At 72.1% G+C, this 24,390-nt stretch carries 24 protein-coding genes and 1 riboswitch; of the genes, 8 read left to right on the top strand and 16 right to left on the bottom strand.

Going from position 1 to position 24,390, the window contains the following annotated elements; genetic code table 11:
* Nucleotides 1-7 precede the first annotated feature (7 nt).
* Together H4696_RS40810 and typA are read right to left on the bottom strand one after the other, a co-directional pair.
* A complete protein-coding gene (locus H4696_RS40810) occupies nt 8-1,744 on the bottom strand; it encodes an ABC transporter family substrate-binding protein (RefSeq protein WP_086856012.1) in 1,737 nt (578 codons plus the stop codon).
* A gap of 337 nt (nt 1,745-2,081) precedes the next feature.
* Nucleotides 2,082-4,007 carry a translational GTPase TypA gene (gene typA, locus H4696_RS40805; RefSeq protein ID WP_192782801.1) on the bottom strand — a complete coding sequence of 642 codons (1,926 nt, stop codon included), beginning with the start codon at nt 4,005-4,007 and terminating at the stop codon, nt 2,082-2,084.
* Nucleotides 4,008-4,202: 195 nt separating this feature from the next.
* Between typA and H4696_RS40800 the strand changes: the two genes are divergently transcribed.
* On the top strand, nt 4,203-4,355 hold the full coding sequence (locus H4696_RS40800) for a hypothetical protein (protein ID WP_169734962.1): 153 nt from the start codon (nt 4,203-4,205) through the stop codon (nt 4,353-4,355).
* Here the strand turns inward: H4696_RS40800 and H4696_RS40795 are convergent.
* Nucleotides 4,352-4,651 carry a YciI family protein gene (locus H4696_RS40795; RefSeq protein ID WP_086859227.1) on the bottom strand — a complete coding sequence of 100 codons (300 nt, stop codon included), beginning with the start codon at nt 4,649-4,651 and terminating at the stop codon, nt 4,352-4,354. The genes H4696_RS40800 and H4696_RS40795 overlap by 4 nt on opposite strands.
* A gap of 182 nt (nt 4,652-4,833) precedes the next feature.
* On the opposite strand from H4696_RS40795, the gene trpS reads away from it, so the two are divergent.
* The gene (trpS, locus tag H4696_RS40790) at nt 4,834-5,799 is read left to right on the top strand and encodes a tryptophan--tRNA ligase (protein ID WP_086859229.1); all 966 of its coding nucleotides are present in this window, start codon (nt 4,834-4,836) and stop codon (nt 5,797-5,799) included.
* Here trpS and H4696_RS40785 read toward each other — a convergent pair.
* From H4696_RS40785 to H4696_RS40775, 3 genes are read right to left on the bottom strand one after another with little or no spacing between them, the layout of a single operon-like run.
* The gene (locus H4696_RS40785; protein WP_086859231.1) at nt 5,792-6,181 is read right to left on the bottom strand and encodes a (deoxy)nucleoside triphosphate pyrophosphohydrolase; all 390 of its coding nucleotides are present in this window, start codon (nt 6,179-6,181) and stop codon (nt 5,792-5,794) included. The two genes, trpS and H4696_RS40785, sit on opposite strands and share 8 nt — an antisense overlap.
* Before the next feature lie 11 nt (nt 6,182-6,192).
* On the bottom strand, nt 6,193-7,515 hold the full coding sequence (locus H4696_RS40780) for a sensor histidine kinase (RefSeq protein ID WP_086859233.1): 1,323 nt from the start codon (nt 7,513-7,515) through the stop codon (nt 6,193-6,195).
* Nucleotides 7,512-8,228, bottom strand: coding sequence for a response regulator transcription factor (locus tag H4696_RS40775; RefSeq protein WP_169734963.1), 717 nt, complete (start codon nt 8,226-8,228; stop codon nt 7,512-7,514). The genes H4696_RS40780 and H4696_RS40775 overlap by 4 nt, the downstream gene beginning before the upstream one ends.
* 147 nt (nt 8,229-8,375) lie before the next feature.
* On the opposite strand from H4696_RS40775, the gene H4696_RS40770 reads away from it, so the two are divergent.
* From H4696_RS40770 to H4696_RS40760, 3 genes are read left to right on the top strand one after another with little or no spacing between them, the layout of a single operon-like run.
* On the top strand, nt 8,376-9,467 hold the full coding sequence (locus tag H4696_RS40770) for a LolA family protein (protein ID WP_086859235.1): 1,092 nt from the start codon (nt 8,376-8,378) through the stop codon (nt 9,465-9,467).
* A complete protein-coding gene (locus H4696_RS40765) occupies nt 9,464-10,438 on the top strand; it encodes an ABC transporter ATP-binding protein (RefSeq protein ID WP_086859238.1) in 975 nt (324 codons plus the stop codon). The genes H4696_RS40770 and H4696_RS40765 overlap by 4 nt, the downstream gene beginning before the upstream one ends.
* Complete coding sequence (locus H4696_RS40760) at nt 10,435-11,313, top strand: ABC transporter permease (RefSeq protein WP_086859240.1); 879 nt, start codon at nt 10,435-10,437, stop codon at nt 11,311-11,313. Before H4696_RS40765 ends, H4696_RS40760 begins: the two co-directional genes overlap by 4 nt.
* A gap of 19 nt (nt 11,314-11,332) precedes the next feature.
* Here H4696_RS40760 and H4696_RS40755 read toward each other — a convergent pair whose 3' ends face one another.
* The 3 genes from H4696_RS40755 to H4696_RS40745 are packed head-to-tail and all read right to left on the bottom strand — an operon-like array spanning nt 11,333 to nt 14,990.
* Complete coding sequence (locus tag H4696_RS40755; RefSeq protein WP_086857399.1) at nt 11,333-12,340, bottom strand: ABC transporter ATP-binding protein; 1,008 nt, start codon at nt 12,338-12,340, stop codon at nt 11,333-11,335.
* Entirely contained in the window at nt 12,340-13,962 is a 1,623-nt protein-coding gene (locus tag H4696_RS40750; RefSeq protein WP_225955948.1) for an ABC transporter permease, read from the bottom strand. Before H4696_RS40750 ends, H4696_RS40755 begins: the two co-directional genes overlap by 1 nt.
* Nucleotides 13,941-14,990 (bottom strand): thiamine ABC transporter substrate-binding protein, encoded by a 1,050-nt coding sequence (locus H4696_RS40745; protein WP_086857400.1) that lies wholly within the window; start codon nt 14,988-14,990, stop codon nt 13,941-13,943. Before H4696_RS40745 ends, H4696_RS40750 begins: the two co-directional genes overlap by 22 nt.
* 21 nt (nt 14,991-15,011) lie before the next feature.
* Nucleotides 15,012-15,119: riboswitch (TPP riboswitch) on the bottom strand.
* Nucleotides 15,120-15,151: 32 nt separating this feature from the next.
* Here H4696_RS40745 and H4696_RS40740 point away from each other — a divergent pair.
* Nucleotides 15,152-15,436 (top strand): 4a-hydroxytetrahydrobiopterin dehydratase, encoded by a 285-nt coding sequence (locus H4696_RS40740; protein ID WP_086857401.1) that lies wholly within the window; start codon nt 15,152-15,154, stop codon nt 15,434-15,436.
* A gap of 74 nt (nt 15,437-15,510) precedes the next feature.
* Entirely contained in the window at nt 15,511-15,639 is a 129-nt protein-coding gene (locus H4696_RS50960; RefSeq protein WP_264086333.1) for a hypothetical protein, read from the top strand.
* Nucleotides 15,640-15,850: 211 nt separating this feature from the next.
* Here H4696_RS50960 and H4696_RS40735 read toward each other — a convergent pair whose 3' ends face one another.
* From H4696_RS40735 to ychF, 4 genes are all read right to left on the bottom strand, one after another.
* Nucleotides 15,851-16,177: a hypothetical protein gene (locus tag H4696_RS40735; RefSeq protein WP_086857402.1), complete on the bottom strand. Its 327-nt coding sequence runs from the start codon at nt 16,175-16,177 to the stop codon at nt 15,851-15,853.
* The gene (locus H4696_RS40730; protein ID WP_086857403.1) at nt 16,177-16,644 is read right to left on the bottom strand and encodes a hypothetical protein; all 468 of its coding nucleotides are present in this window, start codon (nt 16,642-16,644) and stop codon (nt 16,177-16,179) included. Before H4696_RS40730 ends, H4696_RS40735 begins: the two co-directional genes overlap by 1 nt.
* Complete coding sequence (locus tag H4696_RS40725) at nt 16,641-17,234, bottom strand: ArsR family transcriptional regulator (protein ID WP_086857404.1); 594 nt, start codon at nt 17,232-17,234, stop codon at nt 16,641-16,643. Before H4696_RS40725 ends, H4696_RS40730 begins: the two co-directional genes overlap by 4 nt.
* A gap of 65 nt (nt 17,235-17,299) precedes the next feature.
* Entirely contained in the window at nt 17,300-18,382 is a 1,083-nt protein-coding gene (ychF, locus tag H4696_RS40720; RefSeq protein WP_013229781.1) for a redox-regulated ATPase YchF, read from the bottom strand.
* A gap of 102 nt (nt 18,383-18,484) precedes the next feature.
* Between ychF and H4696_RS40715 the strand changes: the two genes are divergently transcribed.
* Entirely contained in the window at nt 18,485-19,897 is a 1,413-nt protein-coding gene (locus tag H4696_RS40715) for an AlkA N-terminal domain-containing protein (RefSeq protein WP_086857449.1), read from the top strand.
* 6 nt (nt 19,898-19,903) lie between these two features.
* Here the strand turns inward: H4696_RS40715 and H4696_RS40710 are convergent, their stop codons facing one another.
* From H4696_RS40710 to H4696_RS40700, 3 genes are read right to left on the bottom strand one after another with little or no spacing between them, the layout of a single operon-like run.
* A complete protein-coding gene (locus H4696_RS40710) occupies nt 19,904-20,095 on the bottom strand; it encodes a DUF1737 domain-containing protein (protein WP_086857405.1) in 192 nt (63 codons plus the stop codon).
* Between the two features lie 21 nt (nt 20,096-20,116).
* Nucleotides 20,117-23,068 (bottom strand): AAA family ATPase, encoded by a 2,952-nt coding sequence (locus H4696_RS40705; protein ID WP_086857406.1) that lies wholly within the window; start codon nt 23,066-23,068, stop codon nt 20,117-20,119.
* A complete protein-coding gene (locus tag H4696_RS40700) occupies nt 23,065-24,216 on the bottom strand; it encodes an exonuclease SbcCD subunit D (RefSeq protein WP_169734871.1) in 1,152 nt (383 codons plus the stop codon). The genes H4696_RS40705 and H4696_RS40700 overlap by 4 nt, the downstream gene beginning before the upstream one ends.
* Nucleotides 24,217-24,390: the final 174 nt, after the last annotated feature.

Here is a 24,390-nt window from a genome sequence, read left to right as displayed (position 1 = left end):
CGCGCGATTACTTCGGGCCGCGAGTCCAGTTCACCGCGGACCCGAATGGGCCCACCATGGGAGGACCTGGCGTGACGCCCGAGATGCCCGATCCGATCGCGAGGGTGTCAGCCAATTGGAACAGCGGGACCACCACGTTCTGGCGCCAAAGTTCAGGCTCAAGGGTGGTGAGCGCTTCGGTGATCGGGGTCGATCCGGACAGCGCCGCGTCGATCGACGGCTGCAGCGCCGGATCGCAGAACCCGGCCGAATTGCCCGGAACGACGGGTTTGGCCGGGTCGGCGCCGGTGGCCGTCTGCTCGGGGCGGCAGCCGAAGGTCGACGCGAGCACCGCGGCCGGGTCGCCGCCGACCGCCTGCGGCACGACCGCGATGTCGATCCCGACGTTGCCGGCCGAGTCTCCGGTCGGCTGCTGGACGCCGTCGGCGACCGGCATCGCGAGCAGGCCGCCGAACAGGTCGCGCGGCGGCGGGGTGATCGCGCTGACCTCGATGCCCTGCGCGACGAGCTGGGCGGTGAGCTCCTTGGCGATCGACGCGTAGGGCTCCTGGGTGCCCGGCGAGGCGATCACCAGCGAGAGCGCCTTGCCGTTCTTGCGCCAGGTGCCCGCCGTCTTGGCGTAGCCCGCCGCCTTCAGCGACTCCTCGGCCTTGGCGACGTCGGGCGCGGTCGGCGGGCCGGGCGGGATGGTCGCCGCGTACCCGGTCTCCGAAGGCGCCTTGACCTGGGCGTCGGCGTGCAGCGCCGACGACGGGCCGCCGTCGACGCCCTCGGTGATCAGCTTGTTCCGGTCGAGGAACGCGGCGATCCCGGCGCGGACCTGGGCGTCGTGGAGGGTGGCGCTGACCGGGCGCAGCAGCACGCCGGCCACCACCGGCCGGGCCACCGTGTGCAGCCGCACGGCCGAGCCCAGCTCGCCGAGCCGCTTGAGCTCGTCGCCGCTGGTCCGGGCCAGCGCGAACTGGTCGTTGCCGCTCTGCAGCGCGGCGAGCAGCGTGTTCTGGTCCGACCGGCGCAGCACGATCCGGTCGATCGCCGCGGGCTTCTCCCAGTAGCGCTCGTTGCGCTCGAGGATGACCTCGCCGCGGGCGGTGTCGATGCTCTTGATCGAGAACGGGCCGGCGACGGCCGGGAAGTTCGCCGCGAGCGCGCCGCGCCAGCCGTCGGGCGCGTCCTTGAGCAGGTGGGCGGGCAGCAGGCCGGAGAACAGCGCCTGCCAGCCGGGGTACGGCTTGGCGAAGGTGACCTCGACGCGCTTGCCGCCCTCGCGGGACTGCAGGTCGGTGATCTGCCGGTAGCCGGCGGGCTCGATGACGCCGGGCTGGTCGCGCATCTGGGTGCGCAGGTAGTCGAAGTCCTCGGCGGCGATGGGCGCGCCGTCGGACCAGGACGCGTCCGGCCGGATCTCGTAGGCGACCACGAACGGCTGCTGCGAGACCACCTCGGCGGACTTCATGAGGTTCTTGTCGAGCTGGGTGCTGCCGTCGTCCTTCTGGCGGAACACCGAGGGCAGCAGCAGCTGCGACAGCGCCGAGGTCACCTGGGACGAGTCCGCGAGGTTGTGCGGGTTGTACCCGCCGAGCACGTCGTCGACGCCGACGACGATCTGCGACGGCGTCTTGCCGGTGGTCGACACCGGCGCCACCGACGAGGACACCACCGGGGGTGGCGGGGTGTTGGAGCACGCGGTGAGCAGCACGGCCGCCAGTGCCAGTACCGGCACCGCCTTGCGATTCACCCGCACGCCCCGTTCCTCCCCAGATTCCGCCGATCGGGTCAGCCATGCTCCCACGACCGCCCGCGCGGCCGGAACCGAGATTCCCATACCCGGATCGGCCGGGCCCACTGCCCCATGGTGCCGCTATGGAAAGGGACGCGCGGACCACCGTCCGGGTTCCCGGACCGTTCCGGAACGGCGGAACACGCGACGGGCCGCCGTCGCCACCATAAAGATATAAGGAGAAGAACACCGGATTTCGTGACAGCCCGTCCGCCGCTTTTCCACCCGCGGTAGCGGAGAAGGCACGAAAAAGCCTCCCGGCGGCTCGCACCGGGAGGCTTTTTCGCGGTCTTGAGAAGGATCAGCCGTTGTCGCGGCTCTTGGCGCGCGAACGCTCCTTCGCGCGGGTGTTGACGTCCAGGGTGACCTTGCGGACCCGGACGACCTCGGGCGCGACCTCGACGCACTCGTCGACGGAGCAGAACTCCAGCGCCTCTTCCAGGCCCATCTTGCGCGGCCGGGCCAGCGTCTCCATCACGTCGGCGGAGGACTGACGCATGTTGGTCAGCTTCTTCTCCTTGGTGATGTTGATGTCGAGGTCCTCGAAGCGCGGGTTCTCGCCCACGACCATGCCCTCGTACACCTCGGCGCCCGGCTCGACGAAGAAGGTGCCGCGGTCGGCCAGCTGGATCATCGCGTACGCGGTGACCGGGCCGGTGCGGTCGGCGACCAAGGAGCCGCTGTGCCGGGTGCGGATCTCGCCCGCCCACGGGAAGTAGCCCTCGAACACGTGGTTCGCGATGCCGGTGCCGCGGGTCTCGGTGAGGAAGTCGGTGCGGAAGCTGATCAGGCCGCGCGACGGGAGCACGTACTCCAGCTTGATCCGGCCGGTGCCGTTGCCGCTCATGTCCTCCATGCGGCCCTTGCGGGCGGCCAGGAGCTGGGTGATCGCGCCGAGGTGCTCTTCCGGCGAGTCGATGTAGAGGCGCTCGAACGGCTCGTGCAGCTTGCCGTCGATCGTGCGCAGGACCACCTGCGGCTTGCCGACGGTCAGCTCGAAGCCCTCGCGGCGCATCTGCTCGACGAGGATGGCCAGCGCCAGCTCACCACGGCCCTGGACCTCCCAGGTGTCGGGGCGCTCGGTCGGCAGGACGCGGATGCTGACGTTACCGATCAGCTCCTGGTCGAGGCGGGCCTTGACCAGCCGCGCGGTGACCTTGTCGCCGCCGTTGCGCCCCGCCAGCGGCGAGGTGTTGACGCCGATGGTCATCGAGATCGCCGGCTCGTCGACGGTGATCCGGGGCAGCGCGACCGGGTTGTCGACGTCGGCGAGGGTGTCGCCGATCGTGATGTCCGGGATGCCCGCGATGGCGACGAGCTCGCCCGCGCTGGCCTCGGTCGCCGGGACGCGGGTGAGCGCCTCGGTGACCAGCAGCTCGGAGATGCGGACGTTCTGCACCGTGCCGTCTTCGCGCATCCAGGCCACGGTCTGGCCCTTGCGCAGCTTGCCGGCGTGGATGCGGATCAGCGCGATGCGGCCGAGGAAGTTGGACGCGTCGAGGTTGGTGACCAGCGCCTGCAGCGGCGCGTCGAGGTCGGCGGCGGGCGGCGGCACGTGCCGGAGCAGCGTGTCGAACAGCGGGTCGAGGCTCTCGCTCTCGGGGACCTCGCCGTCGGCGGGCTGCTCGAGGCTCGCCTTGCCGGCGCGCGCGGAGGCGTAGACGACCGGAAGGTCGAGGATCGCGTCGTGGTCGGCGTCCTCGATGTCGCTGGCCAGCTCGAGCAGCAGGTCGTGGGTCTCCTCGACGACCTCGGAGATCCGCGCGTCCGGCCGGTCGGTCTTGTTGACCAGCAGGATCACCGGGAGGCGGGCCTCGAGGGTCTTGCGCAGCACGAAGCGGGTCTGCGGGAGCGGGCCCTCGGACGCGTCGACCAGCAGGACGACGCCGTCGACCATGGCCAGGCCGCGCTCGACCTCACCGCCGAAGTCGGCGTGGCCGGGGGTGTCGATGACGTTGATCGTCACCTGGCCCTCGGGCGTCTGGCGGTGGATCGAGGTGTTCTTCGCGAGGATGGTGATGCCCTTTTCCCGCTCGAGCTCACCGGAGTCCATCACGCGGTCGACGAGCTCGGCCCGCTCGGCGAAGGCGCCGGACTGGCGCAGCATCGCGTCCACGAGCGTGGTCTTGCCGTGGTCGACGTGGGCGACGATCGCGACGTTGCGCAGGTCGGGCCGGGTCTTACCGGTCGGCCGGCCGGTTTCGACGGTAGCGCTGGCTGCGGGCACGCGAGAACTCCTGAACTTCAAGGGTTGGATGGGCCGCGCAAGCCGTTCAGGCATCCCGTGACCGGCTCTGGTCACACGCGGACCTCACCCAGGATACCTGCCGCCCCATTGTGAGCGGCCCCACGCCCCCATGACGGTTAGGCTGACCTAACGTGGAAACCCGGTGAAGGTCGCCGATCCGGAAGGTGCGTGCGCGTGGGCAAGAAGCAGCCGGACGACCCGCGGAAGGTCGTGCGCAAGCTCATGAAGGCCGGCAAGGTCAAGAAGAAGTGCTGCCGGTCGAAGCCGCGCTGCAAGAAGTGCCCGGTATTGGCTCTGAAGAAGGCGAAGCAGGACCTGGCCGCCTAATGCGGTACCGCTTCGTTGAGCAAGCGCAGCTCCGGAGCGGTCTTGGTCGGCGAGAACTCAATGACCTCGTACTGCGCGAGGTGCTGGACGCAGAACGGGTCGGACGCCAGGATGGCGTCGAGCTTCCCGCGGTTCAGCGGACGCGTGATGATGACACCGCCGACGCGGGGGTTCCGCCGCCCGGACGCCAGGAAATGACCGTGCTCGTACTGCTTGTTCAGCCACTCCTGGTGGTCAGGGAGCGCTAAGTCGATTTGCTCGATCGGGGCCGTGTAGTTCAGCAGGACGACATACATGGTTAGACGGTAGACCCGTGCGCCCCTTCGCGCCTATGCTCGCCGTATGCGCGCGCAGACGTCCAGCTGGTGGCCGCCCACGGCGGCCGTCTAGTCCTGCGCTGAACTCCCAGCGGCCGCCCCGGACGGGCGGCCTTTTTTCGTGCCTTCTCCGGGGTGGCCCCACCCCGAAAGGAAGACACATGAGCAAGCTGTCCGGGATCACGCCGTCCGGTCACGTCCACCTCGGCAACTACCTCGGGGCGGTCCGCCGCTGGGCGCTGGAGGGCGGCGCGGACGACCTGTACTTCGTCGCCGACCTGCACGGCATGACGACCCCGCACAACCCGGCGAAACTCCGATCACTGGCCCACGAGCAGCTGGCGGTGCTGATCGCCGCCGGCATCGACCCCGAGCGGGTGTTCGTCCAGTCCGACCTGGCCCGCGAGCTGGGCGCGCTGACCTGGGTCCTGGAGTGCACCTGCAACTACGGCGAGGCCGCGCGGATGATCCAGTTCAAGGAGAAATCGAAAGGCCAGGCCGGGGTGCGGCTGTCGCTGCTGACGTACCCGGCGCTGATGGCCGCGGACATCCTGCTCCAGGGCGCGGCCGAGGTCCCGGTGGGCGAGGACCAGCGGCAGCACGTCGAGCTGACGCGCACCCTGGCCAAGCGCTTCAACAGCACGTACGGCGAGGTCTTCACCATCCCGGAGGCGGTCCTCCCGCCGGCGGGCGCGCGGGTGAAGGACCTCAGCGACCCGGCGCGCAAGATGTCGAAGTCGACGCGCGACGCGGCCGGCGTGGTGTTCGCGCTGGACGAGCCGGACCAGATCCGCCGCAAGATCCGCCGCGCGGTCACCGACGGCGGTTCGGTGCCGGAGCACGCCCCGGAAACCCGGCCGGGGATGGCGAACCTGCTGGAGATCCTGGCCGCCTGCCGGGGCGGCTCGCCGGCGGACCTGGCTTCGGAGTTCTCCTCGTACGGTGCGGTGAAGGACGCCGTCGCCGACGCGGTGATCGAGGAGCTGCGACCCCTGCGTGAACGAGCGTTAACGCTGCTCGACGACGCCGCGGAGCTGGACCGGGTCCGCAAGGCGGGCGCCGAGCGTGCCCGGGAGCGCGGCTCCCACCGGCTCGACGCGGCCCTGCGGATGATCGGCGCTAACTGAGCAGCGCGCGCAGGTCCGGGAGCAGCACCCGGTCGGCGGGCAGCCAGTCGACGTCGTCGAGGTCGTCGGGCCCGAGCCACCGCACGGCTCGGTGCTCGACGGCCCGCGGCTCCCCACCGGGCGAAACGAGCGAAGCCGCGTAGATGCGGAGCACCTTCCCGCCGGGCAGCGGGACGTCCTCCCCGACGCGCGCCCCGACCTCGATGACGACGTCGAGTTCCTCGCTGCACTCCCGGGCGAGCGCGAAGGCGTCCGATTCGCCGGCTTCCACCCGGCCACCCGGCAGCTCCCACTGCCCCGCGTGGTCGGCGGGCCAGCCGCGCTGCTGGGCGAGCAGCTTCCCGTCCCGCACCAGGGCGGCACCCACGATCACACCGTTCACAGCCCCGGAATCTACCCGGAAGCCTCTCCCGCGGCCGCGCGCCAGACCACCACGAACCGCGCGCCGCCGTCCGGGGACTCCCCCACCTGCACGCGCCCGCCGCGCCGCCGGACGGTCTCCGCCACCATCGCCAGCCCCAGCCCGGTTCCCCCGGACGAACGAGCCCGGTCGTCGGCGATCCGGTAGAACCGGTCGAACACCTTCTCGCGGTGCTCCGGCGCGATGCCCGGGCCGTCGTCGTCGACCACCACCCGGACCGTCGATCGGGTCGCCAGCACCGACACCACGATCTCCCCGCGCGCGTAGCGGCAGGCGTTGCGCAGCAGGTTGTCCAGCACCAGCTCCACCTCGGCGTGCGCGGCCGACGCCCAGGCCTGCGCCACCGCCGGGTTCACCCGCGTCTCCGGCGCCTCCGCCGGCAGCCGGGCCACGGCCGACCGCACCTCGCTCACCAGCTCGACCGGTGACGCGGGCGGCACCTCGCCCGCGTCCGAGCGCGCCAGCGACAGCAGCCCGTCCAGCAGCGACGACAGCCGCTCGGCTTCGGTGAGGATGTCCGACAGCGTCTCCTGGGACAGCTCCGGATCCGGGTTCGTCACGGCGACCTCGGCCTGCACCCGGATCGACGCGACCGGCGACCGCAGCTCGTGCGCCGCGTCGCCGGTGAACCGCCGGAGCCGCTCGGCCGCCTGCTCCTGCCGCGCCAGCAGCGCGTTGAACTCCTCCGCCAGCGCACGCAGCTCGTCGTGGGAGTCCGGCAGCGCCAGCCGCGCGCCCGGCGGCAGCGCCCGCACCGAACCCCGCATGCGCGCGACCGGCCGCAGCGACAGGCGCACCACCAGCCACGTCGCGAAGCCCGCCACCAGCGCGCCGATCGACGCGACGACGACCAGCCACACCCCGCCGTAGTGCACCGCGGCCGAGAACCCGACCAGGCCCGCACCCGCGACGACCAGCCGCTGTGCCCCGTCCGGCGCGCTGACGACCGTCCCCAGGTACCGCGCGCCGTCGCGCTGCACCGGCTGTCCCGCCTTCAGCGCCGAGATGTCGTACAACGTAAGGCCGGTCGGGGTACCGCCGTCGACCGGCGCGCCCGCGATGTCGAGCACGCGCAGCGTCACCGGCGCCGCGCCGGCCAGCGGCCGTCCGGCACCCACTTCGGCGCCGGCCGGACCGAGCGCGCTCGAGAGCTCCCGGTCGACCGAGCCGATGAGCAGCGGAGACAGGTTCGACGCGGCCAGCGCCGCGAGCCCGAGCAGGCAGACCAGGGTGATCGTCGCGGCCAGCAGGGTGATCCGCACTTGCAGGGACCGGCCCCGCCACCAGCCGATCACGGGGTGATGACCTCGTCGAGCTGCGCGTCGGAGGCCAGGTAACCGTGCCCGCGCACTGTCCGCAGCAACGCGCCGGCACCCACGGCGTCCAACTTACGTCGTACGTATCCGACGTAGACCTCGACGAGGTTGCGCGTCACGGCCTGCTCCTCGCCCCAGACCGCGCGCAGCAGCTCGTCCTTCGTGACGACCGTGCCGGCCCGCCCGACCAGGACTTCGAGCAGCGCGAACTCCCGCGGGCTCAGCCCGACCTCCTCGCCGTTCCAGTGCACCTGCCGCAGCCCGCGGTCCACGGCCAGCGCACCCAGCCGCAGCGTGCCGCGGCTCGCGTCCGGGCCCGCCCGGCGCAGCGTCGCGCGGACCTGCGCGACCAGCACCACGAAGGAGAACGGCTTGACGAGGTAGCCGTCGGCGCCCAGGTCGAGCCCGTCGGCCTGGTCGATCTCGCCGTCCTTGGCCGAGACGAGCAGCACCGGCGTCGTGACGCCGTCCTTGCGCAGCCGCTCCAGCACGCGGTAGCCGGACAGTCCCGGCAGCATGATGTCGAGCAGGATGACGTCGAAGGAGCCCGTGCTCGCCAGCTGCAGCCCGGTGGGCCCGTCCGCGGCCGTGACCACGTCCATGTCCTCCGCGCGCAGCCCGCGCTGCAGCGCCTTCCGCACGCCCGGTTCGTCGTCGACCACCAGCACCCGAGGTTTCACGAGGTTCATCATGGCCGGTTCGCGCAGGTCGTGCGGCGGCTCTCAGCACGATCTCAGCCGGGGAGGGAGAACCTTCAGGGGTATCTCAGCCTCGAGAGGGAAGCGTCGTGGCCAGGGAACCGGGCACACTCGGCCCGGGAACACCACAGGGAGAGACGCATGAAACCGAAGACGAAGGGCATCACCGCCGCCATCGTCGGCACCGCGCTCGGCGCCGGCGGGCTCGCGTTCGTCGCGATGCCGGCCAGCGCGGACGACAAGCCGGCGCTGCCGCAGGTGAGCGCCGAGGACCTGGTCCAGTCGGTGGTCAAGGCGAAGCCGGGCGCGTTCGACGGCACGGTGAAGGTGAGCAACGACCTGGGCCTGCCCGCGGTGGGGAACGCGGTGCCGGGCGCGTCGGCGCTGAACATCGACTCGGCGCACATCTTCAGCGACGGCGCCGGCAAGAGCCGGCTCGCCGTCACGCAGGGGGCCAGCCAGGAGACCGTGGTCCACGACGGCACGACCGTCTGGGACTACAGCTCCAAGACGAACACCGCGACCAAGGTGACCGTCCCGGCCGAGGTGGCCAAGCAGAAGGGCGCGGGCAGCGAGAAGACGGCCGACCCGATCGCCGCGAGCACCGAGCTGCTGGCGAAGGTCCGGGAGAGCAGCACGGTGTCGGTCGACGGCACCGCGACCGTCGCCGACCGCCCCGCCTACGAGCTGGTCCTGACGCCGAAGCCGAGCGAGCGGACACTGCTGCGCGAGATCCGCGTCGCGGTCGACTCGCAGACGCGGATGCCGCTGCGGCTGTCGGTGCTGAGCAACGGCACGTCGACGCCGGCGCTCGAGGTCGCCTTCAGCGAGATCGAGTTCACCCAGCAGCCGGCCGACCTCTTCACCTTCACCCCGCCGAAGGGCGCGAAGGTGCAGGAGAAGACGCCGACGGTCGACCAGGAGCACAAGGACCTGGCCGAGCAGGCCAAGCAGGACACCAAGGTCGTCGGCGACGGGTGGGACACCGTCGTCACCGGCAAGGTCCCGGCGGACGCGCTGAACGCGGCGCCGAAGACACAGGGCGACCGCAAGGGTGCGCCCGCCGACCCGAAGGCCCTGCTCGAGCGGTTCGCCAAGAAGGTGAACGGCACCTGGGGCAGCGGCTACCTCGTCACGACGAAGGTGGGCACCGCGGTCCTGACCGACGACGGCCGCTTCGCCGCCGGCGCGGTGCCGGAGCAGGTCCTGTACGAAGCGCTGGGCCAGAAGTGACCAGCACGGCTGTCGAGTCCGGGGCGGACGTCTCTTCGGAGGCGTCCGCCCCGGCGGTCCCGCTCGCCGCGCGCACGCGGGGGTTGCGCAAGGTGTACGGGAGCACCGTCGCGGTGGACCACGTCGACCTCGACATCCCGCAGGGGGCGGTCGTCGGGATGCTCGGGCCGAACGGCTCGGGCAAGACGACCACCATCCGGATGCTGCTCGGCCTGGTCCGGCCGACCGAGGGCGAGGTCGAGCTGCTCGGCCGCTCGATGCCGGACGCCGCCGCACACGCGCTGCCGGACGTCGGCGCGCTGGTCGAGGGGCCGGGCTTCCACCCGTTCCTGTCCGGGCGCGACAACCTGCTGCGCTTCGCCGCCGCGGAACCCCGGCTGAGCTCGGCCGGAATCCCGTCCGCAGTGGACTCCGCGCTGGAGCGCGTCGGCCTGACCGGCGCCGCGCGACGGCGGTACAAGGGTTACTCGCTCGGCATGAAGCAACGGCTCGGGCTCGCTTCGGCGTTGCTCGTGCCGCGCAAGATGGTCGTGCTCGACGAGCCGACCAACGGCCTCGACCCCGCGGGTACCAGGGAGATCCGCAGGATCGTCGCCGAGCTGCACGCCGTGGGCGTCACCGTGCTGGTGTCGTCGCACCTGCTGGCCGAGGTCGAAGCGACCTGCACGCACGTCGCCGTGCTGCAGAGCGGGAACGTCGTCGCGCAGGGCGAGCTGGCGGAACTGCTGGAGTCCGGGAACGCGGCCCTGCTGGTCCGCACGCCGGACGCGGAACAGGCGGTGGAAGTGCTGCGGGAGAATCGGATCGGTGCCCGGCTCACCCCGGACGGGGTCCGCGCCGACCTCACGGCGGCGGAAGCCCCGCGGGTGCTGCAGGTCCTGGTGGGCGCGGGGGTCGCGGTCCACGAGGCGACGCGGGCCCGCACCGGGCTGGAAGACCTGTTCGCCCGGCTCACGGAGGGGGCGGAATGACCGCGGTACTCGAGGCACCGGCGGCCCGCACGGGCCACGACACGGTGCCGCTGCCCCGGCTGCTGGCCGCGGAGCTGCGCTGGATCTTCCGGCGGCCGCGCACGCTGGCCGTGCTCGGGCTGCTGGCGCTGATCCCGGTGGTGATCGGCATCGGCCTGACGCTGGTGGACGAGCAGGCGGGCAGCGGCGGCGGTCCGGACGACGGCGGCGGCGCGCTGCTGGCGTCCGCGGTCAACAACGCGTTCGTCCTGCCGATCGCGGCGATCGTGATGACGCTGACCCTGCTGCTGCCGCTGGCTTCGGCAATGGCGGGCGCGGACGCGATCGCGGGTGAGACCGCGCACGGCACGCTGCGCGGCTGGCTGATCGCGCCGGTCGGCCGCGGCCGGCTCCTGGCGGTGAAGGCGTTCGGCGTCGCGACCGTGTCGGTGGTCTCGGTGCTCGCGATGTGCGTCACCGGCGTGGTGACGGGCCTGATCATCAACGGCACGGATTCGCTGTTCACGCTGTCCGGGACGACGCTGTCGCTCGGCGGCGCGCTGGCGAGGATCCTGCTGGTGGCGGGCTGGGTGGTGCTGCAGCTGTGGGCGGTCGGCGCGGTCGCGCTGGCGATCTCCAGCTGGACCGAGCACCCGATGCTGGTGGTGGCGTCCGTCCTGGCGGCGGACATCGTGTTCACCATCCTCGGCTTCCTGTCCTCTTTGGACTGGCTGCACCCGTTCCTGCTGACGCGGAACTGGTCGATGGCACCAGCGGAGGTGCTGCAGGACCCGATGGGCACGCAAATGCTGGGCGAGGGCGCCCTCCGCGCGGTGTGCTACATCGTCATCGGGCTGTCGCTGGCCTACGCCCGCCTCTCGACCCGCGACGGCTGAGGTTCTTCCCCGGACGGCGTCAGCCCACCAGTGCGATGCCGTCCGGGTCGAACTCCAGCCGCACCGCGTCCCCGGCGCGTAGGTCCGCGGCCACCGGGGCCACCGCGTCCACAGTGAACTCTTCGAGGCGCACCACGAGCCGTACGTGCTCGCGCCGGTGCACGGCGGCGACCACTTCGCCCGGCACTCCTTCGGCCGCGACCCGCAGCGCGTGCGGCCGCAGCCCCAGCCGAACCGGACCGTCGTCCGCATCGGGCAGTGCGACGTCACCCAGCGCCGTGCGCACCACGCCGCCCGCCGCGACGCCGTCCACGAACGTCGTCACGCCGAGGAAACGGGCCACGCTGTCGTCGGCCGGGTTGCGCCAGACGCGCCGGACCGCGCCCTCCTGCCGGACCTCCCCGGCGTCGAGCACCGCCACCCGGTCGGCGAGTGTGAAGGCCTCTTCCTGGTCGTGCGTCACCAACAGCGCCGTGATCTTGCTGCGCCGCAACAGGTCCGCGAGGTCGATGGCCAGCTGCTCGCGCAGCCCGGCGTCCAAACCGGACAGTGGTTCGTCGAGCAGCAGCAGCCGCGGCTTCGGCGCGAGCGCCCTGGCCAGCGCGACCCGCTGGGCCTGACCGCCGGACAGCTCCGTCACCCGCCGCTTCTCGAAGCCGGTCAGACCGACCAGCGCCAGCAGTTCCGCGACCCGCGGCGCCCACTGCGCGCGGGGAACGCCGTGCATGCGCAGGCCGAACGCGATGTTCGCGGCGACGTCGCGGTGGCCGAAGAGCTGGCCGTCCTGGAAGACCAGCCCGAACCCGCGCCGGTGCACCGGCACCGCGCCGAGGTCCTCGCCGTCCCAGCTCACCGAGCCGCGCGCCGACGGCTCGAGCCCGGTGATCGCGCGCAGCAGCGTCGACTTCCCCGACCCCGACGGACCGAGCAGCGCCAGCACTTCGCCGTCGGCGATGTCCAGCCGGGCGTCGCGCACCGCGGCGAACGATCCGTAGTGGACGGTCAGGTCCCGCACCGACAGCGCCATCAGAACTCCCCCACCCGGCCGCGGCCGAGCCGCTCGATCACCGCGACCGCCAGCACCGTCACGAGCATCAGCAGCGCGCACGCGGCGTACGCCATCTGGTTGTTCAGCTCCCCCGGCCGTCCCATCAGCGACGCGATCGCGACCGGCAACGTCGGCGCCGTCGGCCGGGCGAGGAAGCTGGTCGCGCCGAACTCGCCGAGCGCCACGACGAAGCCGAACCCGGCGGCGGCGACCAGCGGCCGCAGCGCCAGCGGCAGGTCGATCTCGCGCCACACCCGCAGCGGGCTCGCGCCGAGCGTCGACGCGGCCTGCCGCAGCCGGACGTCGACCGAGCGCAGCACCGGCAGCACCATCCGCACGATCAGCGGCGTGATCACCAGCGCCTGGGCCAACGGGACGAGGTAGGGCGACGTCCGCAGGTCGCCGGGCAGCGCGTCGAGCGTGACCAGGTAGCCGAAGCCGACGGTCACCGCGGACACGCCCAGCGGCAGCATCAGGACGGCGTCCATCGTCTCGCCGAGGCCGCGCGCGGACTTCGCGGGCGATCGCCGCAACGCCACCAGCACGACGGACGCGAGCACGCCGACCACCATCGCGAGCAGCGTCGCGTCGATCGCCACCTTCAGCGAATTCACCGCGGCGTCCCAGCCGGACACCTGCAGCGCGCCCTTTTCGCCGGTGCCGCTCAGCGCGCGGTAACCCGCGATACTCCAGCCGTCCTCAGTGGACACCGACTCGGCGAGCAGCGCGACGATCGGCGTCAGCAGCAGGGCCAGGACGACACCCGCGGCTCCGACACCCCACCACTCGCCGCCTCGCGGCCGCCGCGCTCCGCCGGAACCGGTCCTGGCCCCCTCCTTGCGCCGCCGGGCCAGCCCGCCGGCCACCAGGGCGGCGACCACGGCCGCGAACTGGATCAGGGAAAGCGCCGCCGCGCCCGAAAGGTCCAGGAGGTCGACGGTTCGCAGGTAGATCTCGGTTTCCAGCGTCCGGTAGCGCGCGCCGCCGAGGATCAGGACGACGCCGAAGCTGGTGGCGCAGAACAGGAACACCACGGCCGCGGCGGACGCGACCGCCGGCGCCAGCGCGGGCAGCGTCACCGAGCGGAAGGCCCGCCACGGGGACGCCCCGAGCGCGCGGGCGGCGTCGGCCGTCCGCGAATCCAGCCGCGCCCACAGCCCGGCGACCGTGCGCGCGACGACGGCGACGTTGAAGAAGGCGTTGGCCAGCACGATCGGCAGCACGCCGCCGTCCGGCCAGAGCGCGCGGAACGCCAGCCCGACGACGACCGTCGGCAGCACGAACGGCACCAGCACCAGCGTGCGCGCCAGGCCGACGCCGGGCAGCCGCACGCGGGCCAGCAGGAACGCCACCGGCAGTCCGGCCACGACGGCGACCACCGTCGACGCCGCCGCGCTCGCCACGGTGAACCCGGCCAGCTGCCACGTCCGCGCGTCGCCGAGGACGACGTCGAGCCCGCCCGCGGCGAACCCGCGGCCGACGATCGCCAGCACCGGCCAGGCGAAGAACACCACCAGGAACCCGATCGGCGCCAGCCCGAGCAGCGCCAGGCCGAGACCGCGGGCGGTCGATGGCGGAGTTACTGCACGAGCGTGCGCCATTCGCCGATCCACTTCTCCCGGCCGGCCTGCACCTGGTCCGCCGTCAGCGTCTGCGGCTTCTGCGGCAACGGCGCGACCTGCGCCCAGCCCGCGGGCAGGTCGACGCCCTGGCGCGCGGGGTAGACGTACATGTTGGCCGCGACCGTCGCCTGGAACTGCTGCGACAGCAGGAAGTCGACGACCTTGCGCGCGCTCTCGGTCTGCTTGCCGCCGGCGAGCACCCCGGCGTACTCGACCTGCCGGTAGCAGGTGTCGAGCAGTGCCTTCGTGCGCGGCTTCCCGTCGTCCCCGACCTCGGCGGCCGGCGAAGACGCGTACGACACGACGATCGGCCGCGGCCCCTTGCCGGCGGAACCGGAGAAGTCCTTGGTGTAAGCCTCTTCCCAGCCGCTGACCACCTTGACGCCGTTGGCCTTCAGCTTCGTCCAGTAGTCCTTCCAGCCGGCCTCGCCGTACTTCGCGATGGTGCCGAGGAGGAACGCCAGGCCCGGCGACGCGGTGGCCGGGTCCTCGGCGACCAGCAGGTCCTTGTACTTCGGGTCGGCCAGGTCGTCGTACGACGACGGCGCCGGGATCCCCTTGGCGGCGAAGTAGTTCGTGTCGACGTTGACGCAGACGTCCCCGACGTCGACGGCGGACAGCCGGTGCTCGGGATCGACGGCGTACCGCTGCGGCCCGCGGTCGGCCTCCGGGCTGGTGTAAGGCTCGAAGACGCCTTCGGAGAGCGCGCGAGAGGCGAAGGTCGAGTCGACGCCGAACGCGACGTCGCCGATCGGGTTGGCCTTGGTGAGCACGAGCTTGTTGGTCAGCGATCCGGCGTCGCCCTGCTTGAGCACGGAGATCTTGATGCCCGACTGCTTCTGGAAGGCGTCGAGCACCTCCTGCGGCGCCAGGAAGGAATCGTGCGTCACGAGGGTGACGGTGGGCGTCTGCTGCGTGCCACCATCGCCATCCGACAGCGAGCACCCCGCGGCGACGACGCTGACAACGGCGACGGCCGTCGCGGCGCGAACAGCCCTGCGTTTCATCTACCCCTCCTGCACTTCGCCGGACGAGGAGGAAAGCCCTCCCTTCGCCGGCATGATCCGGTCAGGTGCGAACGGTCGCGGGGTGACCCGCCTCTCAGCCCGGCTGACCGGACTCCCGTGGCAACCGTGCAGCGTAGTCCAGGACGGACGACCATGGAGACATGACGGAAATCTTGAGCGACTCCGAGGCCGACGAACGGCTGGGCGCGCACTGGACGCGGGCCGGCGCGGTGATCTCCCGCGAGGTGGAACTCGCTTCGTTCCCCCAGGCGATCGAGGTGGTGGACCGCGTGGCGGTGCTGGCCGAAGCGGCCGACCACCACCCGGACATCGACATCCGCTGGCGCACCCTGACGTTCCGCCTCAGCACCCATTCGGCGGGCGGCCTGACGTCGAAGGACTTCGCGCTGGCCGCGCAGATCGACGAGGTGCTCTCCTCGCTGTGATCCTGGTTACTCTGGGTGCACTTTTTCGGGGTTTCGACGTCTCTCGGTAAACGACTTTGCTAGGAGGGACGGTTATGACCCAGGCGATCGTGGTCGGCACGGCGGCATTCGCGACGATGGTGGCAGCAGCAGGCGGCGTGCTCTGGTACACCGCCCGGGGCCGCCGTCACCCGGATGCCGGTGAGTTCGATCACAGCCGCTAACAAAGGGCATGATCAGCGCGCTGAGCAGGGCGGAAGTATCGGTTTCGGCCCTAGGAAACGCCATGAACAGCACCGCCGCCCTCACCCCCGCGCAGCGCGCCTGGATCAACGCCCTCGCCCCCGCGGTGGTGCTGATCGCCATCGCTTTGATGGGCCTGCTCGGCTGATCACCGGTACGCCGTCGCTCTGATCGCTCGGAGCGACGGCGTTCTCAATGGATCTGTTCCGGAGGCGGGAACGACGTCGGGGGCTCGTCTCTCGTCGTCCAGTACTCGAGCCCGGACAGGCGGCCTTCGTCGACGAACACGATGAGCCCGCCGCCCGGCACGTCGGCTTCGACCGCCACCCGATCGGTGATCTCGGCCGCGGGAGTGGCGTCGTCGACCACGAGCTCGATGGTCGGGCACCCGCAACCGCACCGGCCGGTCACTTTCGCGGTGGTGGCCTGCTCCCGCAGTTCAGCTGCGCCGGGGAAGTCCCCGGCGAGAAGGACTTCCAGGGTCTCGCGCTCGTTCCGCGTGAGCGGACGGCTCCCCATCAGTAGCGGGACATGTTCGGGATCGCCTTCTCCGCGACCCCGATGAGGTCCTCGACCTTCGCGACGTCGGCTGTCACATCTTCAGCGGTCACCGAAGGTGCCTCGGAAGAGCGGTAGGCGACCTCGTTGCGCCGAACCCGCATCCGGTTGAAGGGACGCAGAAGCTGCCCCAGCGGCGGATCGAGCTGCGCGAGAACCGCTTCGTAGACGGTGATGTGGCCACCGCGGCTCGTCGCACGCAGGCCCTGGTTCTGCAGGATGGCCGCCAAAGCCCGGCGGGCGCCGTCGTACGCCAGCGTGTAGGCGCCTTCCGGATCCGAGTTCAGCAGCTGCCGCGCCGAAACGACGTGTGTACGAGCCCTGGCGAGCTCCCCTTCCGCGGCTTCCCGTGAAGCCGGGACGTGTTCGAGGGAACCGCGCGCGATGAGCGCGTCGATCGTGGCGCGCCCTTGGTTCCACCGGGTCATCGGGAAGTCTCCTGGTCGAGGGACAACGGGACCAGCGGACGCTCACGCACGCTGACGAGGAACGGATCCGTGCTGCCCGCCGCCCACGAGGCCGGCGAGATCCGGTGGACGTTGACCTCGCGGCCCAGCCTGCGCGACACACCCTCGGCCAGGTCGAAGAGCACGTCCGGGTCAGGCGAACCGACGACGAGCACGTCGACGTCCCCGGGCGGCGGGCCCGGTTCGCCGCGGTAGCGCGCGGCCCAGGACCCGTAGATGTAGGCCTCGCGCACACCCGCCAGACCCGACAAAGCCTCGGCGAGCAGCGGCAGCGGCCCGAAGGTGACCGCGATGACCTCGCTCAACGGCCGGTAGAGCGGGGTGTCCGTGCGTGCTTTGACGAGCCGGCTCCGGCCGACCCGCCGGTCTTCCAGGATGCCGCCACCCACGAGCCGTTCGACCTCGCGCAGCACGGCCGTCGGCGTGACATCACAGGCCTCGGCGAGCTCGGTGATGCTGTATTCGCGCTCCGGGTGCAGCAGGACCAGCGCCAGCAGCTCACCCTGCATGCGCGAACGCAGCAAGGGCAGCAGGCTCGGCGAAGCTTTCATTGGACGCAGCATACCCTGCGCCGAATGAAAGCAACACTCAGTAGTTCTTGCTCACCAAGCGTGCGTCAGACGTTGAAGCGGAACTCCACCACGTCGCCGTCGGCCATGATGTAGTCCTTGCCCTCCATGCGGACCTTGCCCGCTGCCCTCGCGGCCGCCATCGAGCCCGCGGCCATCAGGTCGTCGTACGAGACGATCTCCGCCTTGATGAAGCCGCGCTCGAAGTCCGTGTGGATCACGCCCGCCGCCTGCGGGGCCGTTGCGCCCTGGGGGATCGTCCAGGCGCGGGATTCCTTCGGGCCCGCCGTCAGGTACGTCTGCAGGCCGAGCGTGTGGAAGCCCGCGCGGGCCAGGGAGTACAGGCCCGGCTCCGGCTGGCCGACCGACTCCAGCAGCTCGCGGACCGACTCCTCGTCGTCCAGCTCCAGCAGCTCCGCCTCGACCTTCGCGTCGAGGAACACCGCGTCCGCCGGGGCGACCAGCTTGGTCAGCTCCTCGCGGCGAGCCTCGTCCGTCAGCACCGACTCGTCGGCGTTGAAGACGTACAGGAACGGCTTCGTCGTCAGCAGGCTCAGCTCGCGCAGCGCGTCGAAGTCGACTTCCTTCTGGGCCTGGAAGAGCGTGCGCCCGGCGTCGAGGATCTCCTTCGCCTTCTGCGCGTTGTCGAGCGCGGGCTTGTTCTCCTTCTTCGTCCGCGCTTCCTTCTCCAGCCGCGGCAGCGCCTTGTCCAGGGTTTGCAGGTCGGCGAGGATCAGCTCGGTGTTGATCGTCTCGATGTCGCTCGACGGGTCGATGCGGCCGTCGACGTGCACCACGTCGGGGTCGTCGAACACCCGGATGACCTGGCAGATCGCGTTGGCCTCACGGATGTTCGCGAGGAACTTGTTGCCCAGTCCGGCACCCTCGGAGGCGCCCTTCACGATGCCCGCGATGTCCACAAAGGACACAACCGCCGGGACGATCTTCTCCGACTTGTGCAGCTCGGCCAGCTTGTCCAGCCGGGGGTCCGGCAGCGGCACCACGCCGACGTTCGGCTCGATCGTCGCGAACGGGTAGTTCGCGGCGAGCACGTCGTTGCGGGTCAGCGCGTTGAACAGGGTGGACTTGCCGACGTTGGGCAGGCCGACGATACCGAGGGTGAGGCTCACGACCCCGCAGTCTACGTGTCTCCCCCGGTCGGGCCCCACGCACCCAACGCCGCGTCGGATTTCCGCCAGCCGCGGCGCTGACCTGCTGGCATGCTCGAATCCATGGTCACGACAACCGAGCCGCCGGCGCTCTGGCGAGACGTCGAACGCTGCTACCGCGTGGTCACCGCCCGCGACTCGCGCTTCGACGGCCAGTTCATCATGGCCGTCCGCACCACCGGCATCTACTGCCGCCCGTCGTGCCCGGCGTCGACGCCCAAGGCGCAGAACGTCCGGTTCTTCCCGACGTCGGCGGCCGCGCAGGCCAACGGCTTCCGCGCCTGCCGCCGCTGCCTGCCCGACGCCGTGCCCGGCTCGCCGGACTGGAACGTGCGCGCCGACCTCGCGGCGCGGGCGATGCGCCTGATCTCGGACGGGACCGTGGAGCGCGAAGGCGTCCCCGGCCTCGCGCGCCGGCTCGGCTACTCGGAACGCCAGCTCGGCCGGGTCCTGACCGCCGAGCTCGGCGCCGGTCCGCTCGCCCTGGCCCGGGCGCACCGCGCGCACTCGGCGCGGTTGCTCATCGAGCTGTCCGAGCTGCCGCTGACCGATGTCGCGTTCGCCGCGGGTTTCTCCAGCGTGCGGCAGTTCAACGAGACGATCCGCGAAGTGTTCGCGACGACGCCTTCGCAGCTTCGCGCCTTCGCGGCTTCACGACGAGGATGTCACGGCGACGTGAGCGGGACACGGCTCAGCCTGCGGCTGCCGTTCAGGCCGCCGTTCGACGCCGACGGGCTGCTTCGCTTCTTCGCCGGCCACGCGGTGCCGGGCGTCGAGGTCGTCACCTCGGAGTCGTACGCCCGGAGCCTGCGGCTCGCCCACGGCACCGGAGTCGTCCGGCTGACGCCGCAGGCGGACCACGTGCGCTGCGAGCTGGTGCTCACCGACCTGCGTGACCTCGGCAGCGCGGTCAGCCGGGTGCGCCGGCTGCTCGACCTCGACGCCGCCCCTGCGGCGGTCACCCGCGTCCTCGGCGCCGACCCGGCGCTGGCGCCGCTGGTCGCGACTGCGCCGGGGATCCGGGTCCCGGGCGCGGTGGACGGCGAGGAACTCCTGCTCCGCACCCTGCTCGGCGACCAGGTGCCCGCCTCGCTCGGCGAGGAAGTCCCCGGCGAGTGGGGCGTGACGCGGCTCTTCCCGGCCACGGCCCGGATCGCGGCCACCGGCCACCCGGCCGCCACCGCGCTGGCCGAGGGACGGCTCGACGTGCACGTCGGCCGGGACGCCGCCGACCTGCGCGCGGAGCTGCTGGCGTGCCCGGGCATCGACGCGGCCACCGCGGACTACGTGCTGATGCGCGTTCTCGGCGCCCCGGACGTGCTGCTCGCCGAGGACCCCGAGGTCCGGTACGGCGCCGAGGCGCTCGGCATCGCCCCGGAGTCGCTGCCGGAGCACGCGCGGAAGTGGACCCCGTGGTGTTCCTACGCCGGGAGGTACCTCCAGCGTGCGGCCGCGACGGGACTCGCCGTCAGCTGAGGCGCGTCAGCCCTGCTCGCCGTGCCACAGCAGCGCCTGGGCCACGATCACCTGGTCCCCGTCGAACGTCGCCGCCGGCGATCCGTGCAGGCGGTAGCCGAGTTCGAGCGCCTCGCTGACGCGGTGGCAGAACTTCGCGTCGTCGGGGCCGGTGAGCAGGCGGTAGCGGGGCAGGCCGTTCGGCGGCTGGTCCGTCATGGCTTCATCTTGTCCGAGTGATCAGCCGGCGCGCACCTCCAATGTGGAGCCCGTGCGGGACTTGCGGACGCGCAGCCGCGTCGGGATGCGCTGCCGCAGCTCCTCGACGTGCGACACGAGCCCGACCACCCGGCCGCCCGCGCGCAGCTCGTCGAGGATGTTCATCACGACGTCCAGCGTCTCGGCGTCCAGGGTGCCGAAGCCCTCGTCGACGAACAGCGTGTCGAGCAGCGCGCCGCCGGTCTCGCCCGCGACGACGTCGGCCAGCCCCAGCGCGAGGGCCAGCGAGGCGAGGAACGACTCGCCACCGGACAGCGTCTTCGCCGGGCGGATGGTGCCCGAGTAGTCGTCCAGCACGTCGATGCCGAGGCCGCCGCGAGTACCGCGCGCCCCGGCCGCGTCCGAGTGCACGAAGGAGTAGCGCCCCTGGCTCATGGTGCGCAGCCGGTGCGTGGCGGCGACCGCCACTTCCTCCAGCCGCGCCGCCAGCACGTACGACCGCAGCGACATCTTGCGGCTGTTCTGCCCGCGCCCGTTGACGACCTCCGCCAGCGCCCGTAGCTCGGCGTACGCCGCTTCGGCCGGCGCCAGCCCGGCGAGCGCCTTCTTCAGCAGCCCGGCCAGCCGGGTCAGCTCCTCGTGCTGCGCGGTGGCCGCGCGCAGCGCCGCGTACGCCGAATCGGCGCGCGCCCGCGCCAGCTCGGCCGCGTCGGCCGCGCGGTCGACGTCCGCGACGTCGTCCGGCGAGATCCCGAACAGGTCCGGCTCCGACAGCAACGCCCGTGCCCCGGCCGCGGCCGCTTCGGCCTCGGCGATGCCCTGTTCGAGCTTCTCGATCTGCTCGTCCGGCAGCATCGCGGCTCGCGCCTTCTTCAGCGACGTGAACCCCTTCGCCTGGACCGCCGCCTCGACCAGCTTGCGCTGCTCGGCCACCCGTTCCCGGGCGCCGGTGACCGCCATCCGGGCTTCGGCGACCGCTTCGAGGGCTTCGGCCAGGCCGAGCAGGTGCGCCCGGCGCGCCCCGACGTCCGCGAACTCGCCGCGGCCGGCGACCAGCCGGCGTTCGCGCTCGGCCAGCCGTTCTTCCAGGGCGCGGACGTCGGTCGTCGCTTCGGTCGCCGCCTGTTCGGCTTGACGGCGGCGTTCGGTCCGCGCTTCGAGGTCCCGCTCCAGGAGGACGACCTGCTGGCCCAGCTTCGCCTTCCCGGCCGCCTGCTCGGTCAGCGCCACGACCGCCGAACGCGCTTCCGTCAGCTCCGCGGTGATCGACTCGGCCGTGCGCCCGGCCAGCCGTTCCACCAGGCCTGCCAGCCGCGCCTTCGCCTCTTCCAGCGCGACCACGACCCGCTGCCGCACCGCGTCCGCCGCTTGCTCGGCTTCTTCGGCGGCCCGCTCCTCCGCCGGGTCGACCAGCTCGACGTCGCGGTTCGCCTTCGCCGGGTGCTCGGCCGACCCGCACACCGGGCACGGCGCGCCGTCCGGCAACGCGGCGGCCAGCTCGGCCGCCATCCCGTCGAGCCGCCGCTCTCGCAGGTCGAGCCGCCGTTGCCGGGCTTCCTGGTGCGCGTCGACCACCTCGCGCAGCTTCGCTTCGCCCCGCCCGACTTTCGCTTGCGCTTCGGGCAGTTCGGCCGCGTCGCGCGCCACGGCCCTCAGTTCCTCGACCTTGGCGCGGGCCCCGTCGAGCTTCGCCTCGGCTTCGGCCGCCGCGAGCGCGTCCGCGCGCAGCTTGGCCAGCTGGCCCGGGATCGCGGCCAGCTCGGCGGTCAGCTGCTCGGCCTGCTGCTGGGCCGTGACGGCGGCCAGCTTCCGGTCGTCGCGCCGCATGACGTCGAGCTGCTGCTGTTCGGCTTCGGCGACCAGCTCGGCGACCGCGCCGGCCTCTTCCCGCGCGGTCGCCGCCCGCGCCTTCAGGTCACCGGTCGCGCGCGTGCCGAATTCCCGCAGGTGCGCGCCACGGGCCTGCTCCGCCTGTTCGGCCTCGGCGAGTTCGGCGGCCCGGCGGTCGAGCAGGTCCGCCTCGACGGCGACCCCGGCCGCGCGGCGAGCGGCCGCGACCTCCCGCGCCCACTCGGCCCGCTGTGGCGCCTGCTCGGTGATCTCGAGCAGCCGCAGGTGCGCGGTGCGGACCCGGCGGATCTTCTCCGCGCCCGCGCGTTCTTCCTGCAGGAAGGCGTCCGCCCGCTGGGCGGCCGACCGCGCCCGCAGCTCCTCGGCGGTGACCTGCCCGACGCGCTCTTCCGAAGCGGCGAGCACGGCCCCGACCCAGTCGGCGACGTCCGTCTCCGGCGGGTCCTGCTGGGCTTCCTGCGCGTACCTGGCCAGCAGCTCCCGCACGTCCCGCTGCCGGCTGTCCAGCTCGCGCCCGCGCTCGGCCCGCAGGTCGGCGAACCAGCGTTCGACGTCGGCGAAGCGCTCGGTGCCGAACAGCCGCTCGAGGAGCTTCTCGCGCTCGGCGGTGTCCGACCGCAGGAACCGGGCGAACTCGCCCTGCGGCAGCAGCACCACCTGGAAGAACTGGGCCGCGGTCATCCCGAGCAGCCGCTCGACGGTGCGCGCGACCTCCTCGATCCGGATCAGGCCCTCTGGGGCCAGCCCGGCGGGCGCGGTGCCGATCCAGCTCAGCGACACCCGGGCCTGCTGGGTGGTCGTGCCCTCGCCGCGCCGCTTCGGCCGCTGGTACTCCGGGTTCCGCACGATCTTCAGCCGGTGCCCCTGCACGGTGAGCTCCAGCGCGACCTCGGTGACCTGGTCGGGGTCGGCGAGGTCGCAGCGCAGCCGCTTGGCTTCGTTGCGGGCGCCGGGGACCACGCCGAACAACGCGAACGCGATCGCGTCGAGCAGTGTCGTCTTGCCCGCCCCGGTTTCGCCGTGCAGGAGGAAGAGGCCGTCGGCGCCGAGCACGTCGAAGTCGACCACTTCGCGTGCGCAGTACGGCCCGAAGGCTTCGACCTCCAGCCTGTGCAGCCTCATTTCGCGAGGGCCCCCCGGTCGGCTGCTTCCAGTGCCTTGAACAGGAGCCGCTCTTCGCTCTCGGTCGGCGGGGCGCCCCGGCAGTCGTCGAGGAAGCTGCGCGAGATCTCGATGTCCGACCGGCCCCGGACGGCGTCGGAGTAGCGCAGCGGGGCGCCGTCGTGGCCGCCGGCGGGCTCCCATTCCAGGTGGACCGCGTACGGGAACCGCTCGCGCAGGCGCCGCATCGCGTCCACCGGGCGGACGCGATCGGTGACCGTGATCGACAGGAAGTGGCCGAGGTGGACCTCGTGCGCCGGGTCCGCCAGGAGGTCCTCGATCTCACCGCTGATCGTGGCCAGTGCGCGCGGCACCGGCAGCTCGTGCCGGCGGACCTCGCGCAGCCCGCCAGCGTCCAGATCGACCAGCCAGACCGATTTCCGTTGGCGCGCTTCGGAAAACGAGTACGCCAGCGGGCTGCCGGAGTAGCGGAGGTGCTCGGCGAGCGTCTGCGGGCCGTGGAGGTGGCCCAGAGCCACGTAGTCGACGCCGTCGAAGACCGAACCGGGCACCTGCTCGACCCCGCCGACCGCGATCGTCCGTTCGGAATCGGTCGGCTCGCCGCCGGTGACGAACGCGTGCGCGAGCACGACCGACCGCGTGCCCGGCCGGGTGGCGAGGTCCGCGCGGATCCGGCGCATGGCCTCGGTGAGCACGCCGGTGTGGCCGCGCGCCTCCGGCACGCCCAGCGCGTGCCGGGCCGGTTCCGGTTCCAGGTAAGGGATGCCGTAGACGGCGACCGGCCCGTGGTCGTCCTCGAGCAGCACCGGTTCGGCCAGGCCGCCGACGGTGGTGCGCAGGTGCAGACCGCCCGCCGCGGCGAACTCCGCGAAGGCGCCGAGGCGGGGCGCGGAGTCGTGGTTGCCGGGCGTGACGATCAGCTGGGCGCCGGCGGCGCGGATCCGGGCGACGGCCGCGGTGGCCACCCGGACGGCCTCGGCGGACGGCACCGCGCGGTCATAGATGTCGCCTGCCACCAGGACGGCGTCGATCGCCTCACCGGCCACGAGGCCGGCGAGGTGCCCGAGCACCGCTTCCTGTTCCGCGAGCAGATCGGCGCCGTGGAACGTGCGGCCGATGTGCCAGTCGGACGTGTGCAGGAATCTCACGAGGGCCAAGGTACGACCCGGCTCCGACGAAAACCCGGAGGCTCGCCGCCTGCTCACTCGAACGTGTGTACTAACACGAGCGTGCCGGATCGGACACGCCCTGCGTGGAATCGATGTGTTCGCAGGTCAGCTACCCAGAGCGACGGTTCGGGTGCGGTTTTTGTCGGTGGGGTC

It is taken from the genome of Amycolatopsis lexingtonensis, assembly GCF_014873755.1.
Lineage (GTDB): Bacteria > Actinomycetota > Actinomycetes > Mycobacteriales > Pseudonocardiaceae > Amycolatopsis > Amycolatopsis lexingtonensis.
Note: the sequence above shows the minus strand (reverse complement) of the source record. Positions and strands in the feature narration are given on the sequence as shown.

Bases quoted from the DNA above. Each gene is read 5' to 3' on its own strand.
- H4696_RS40705 (WP_086857406.1), bottom strand. From the start codon at position 23,068: ATGAGGCTGCACAGGCTGGAGGTCGAAGCCTTCGGGCCGTACTGCGCA.
- H4696_RS40750 (WP_225955948.1), bottom strand. From the start codon at position 13,962: ATGGCGCACGCTCGTGCAGTAACTCCGCCATCGACCGCCCGCGGTCTC.
- H4696_RS40775 (WP_169734963.1), bottom strand. From the start codon at position 8,228: ATGATGAACCTCGTGAAACCTCGGGTGCTGGTGGTCGACGACGAACCG.
- H4696_RS40710 (WP_086857405.1), bottom strand. From the start codon at position 20,095: ATGACGGACCAGCCGCCGAACGGCCTGCCCCGCTACCGCCTGCTCACC.
- H4696_RS40760 (WP_086859240.1), top strand. From the start codon at position 10,435: ATGACCGCGGTACTCGAGGCACCGGCGGCCCGCACGGGCCACGACACG.
- H4696_RS40715 (WP_086857449.1), top strand. From the start codon at position 18,485: ATGGTCACGACAACCGAGCCGCCGGCGCTCTGGCGAGACGTCGAACGC.
- H4696_RS40770 (WP_086859235.1), top strand. From the start codon at position 8,376: ATGAAACCGAAGACGAAGGGCATCACCGCCGCCATCGTCGGCACCGCG.
- H4696_RS40730 (WP_086857403.1), bottom strand. From the start codon at position 16,644: ATGACCCGGTGGAACCAAGGGCGCGCCACGATCGACGCGCTCATCGCG.
- H4696_RS40745 (WP_086857400.1), bottom strand. From the start codon at position 14,990: ATGAAACGCAGGGCTGTTCGCGCCGCGACGGCCGTCGCCGTTGTCAGC.
- H4696_RS40735 (WP_086857402.1), bottom strand. From the start codon at position 16,177: ATGGGGAGCCGTCCGCTCACGCGGAACGAGCGCGAGACCCTGGAAGTC.
- H4696_RS40755 (WP_086857399.1), bottom strand. From the start codon at position 12,340: ATGGCGCTGTCGGTGCGGGACCTGACCGTCCACTACGGATCGTTCGCC.
- H4696_RS40740 (WP_086857401.1), top strand. From the start codon at position 15,152: ATGACGGAAATCTTGAGCGACTCCGAGGCCGACGAACGGCTGGGCGCG.
- trpS (WP_086859229.1), top strand. From the start codon at position 4,834: ATGAGCAAGCTGTCCGGGATCACGCCGTCCGGTCACGTCCACCTCGGC.
- H4696_RS40795 (WP_086859227.1), bottom strand. From the start codon at position 4,651: ATGTATGTCGTCCTGCTGAACTACACGGCCCCGATCGAGCAAATCGAC.
- H4696_RS40725 (WP_086857404.1), bottom strand. From the start codon at position 17,234: ATGAAAGCTTCGCCGAGCCTGCTGCCCTTGCTGCGTTCGCGCATGCAG.
- H4696_RS50960 (WP_264086333.1), top strand. From the start codon at position 15,511: ATGACCCAGGCGATCGTGGTCGGCACGGCGGCATTCGCGACGATGGTG.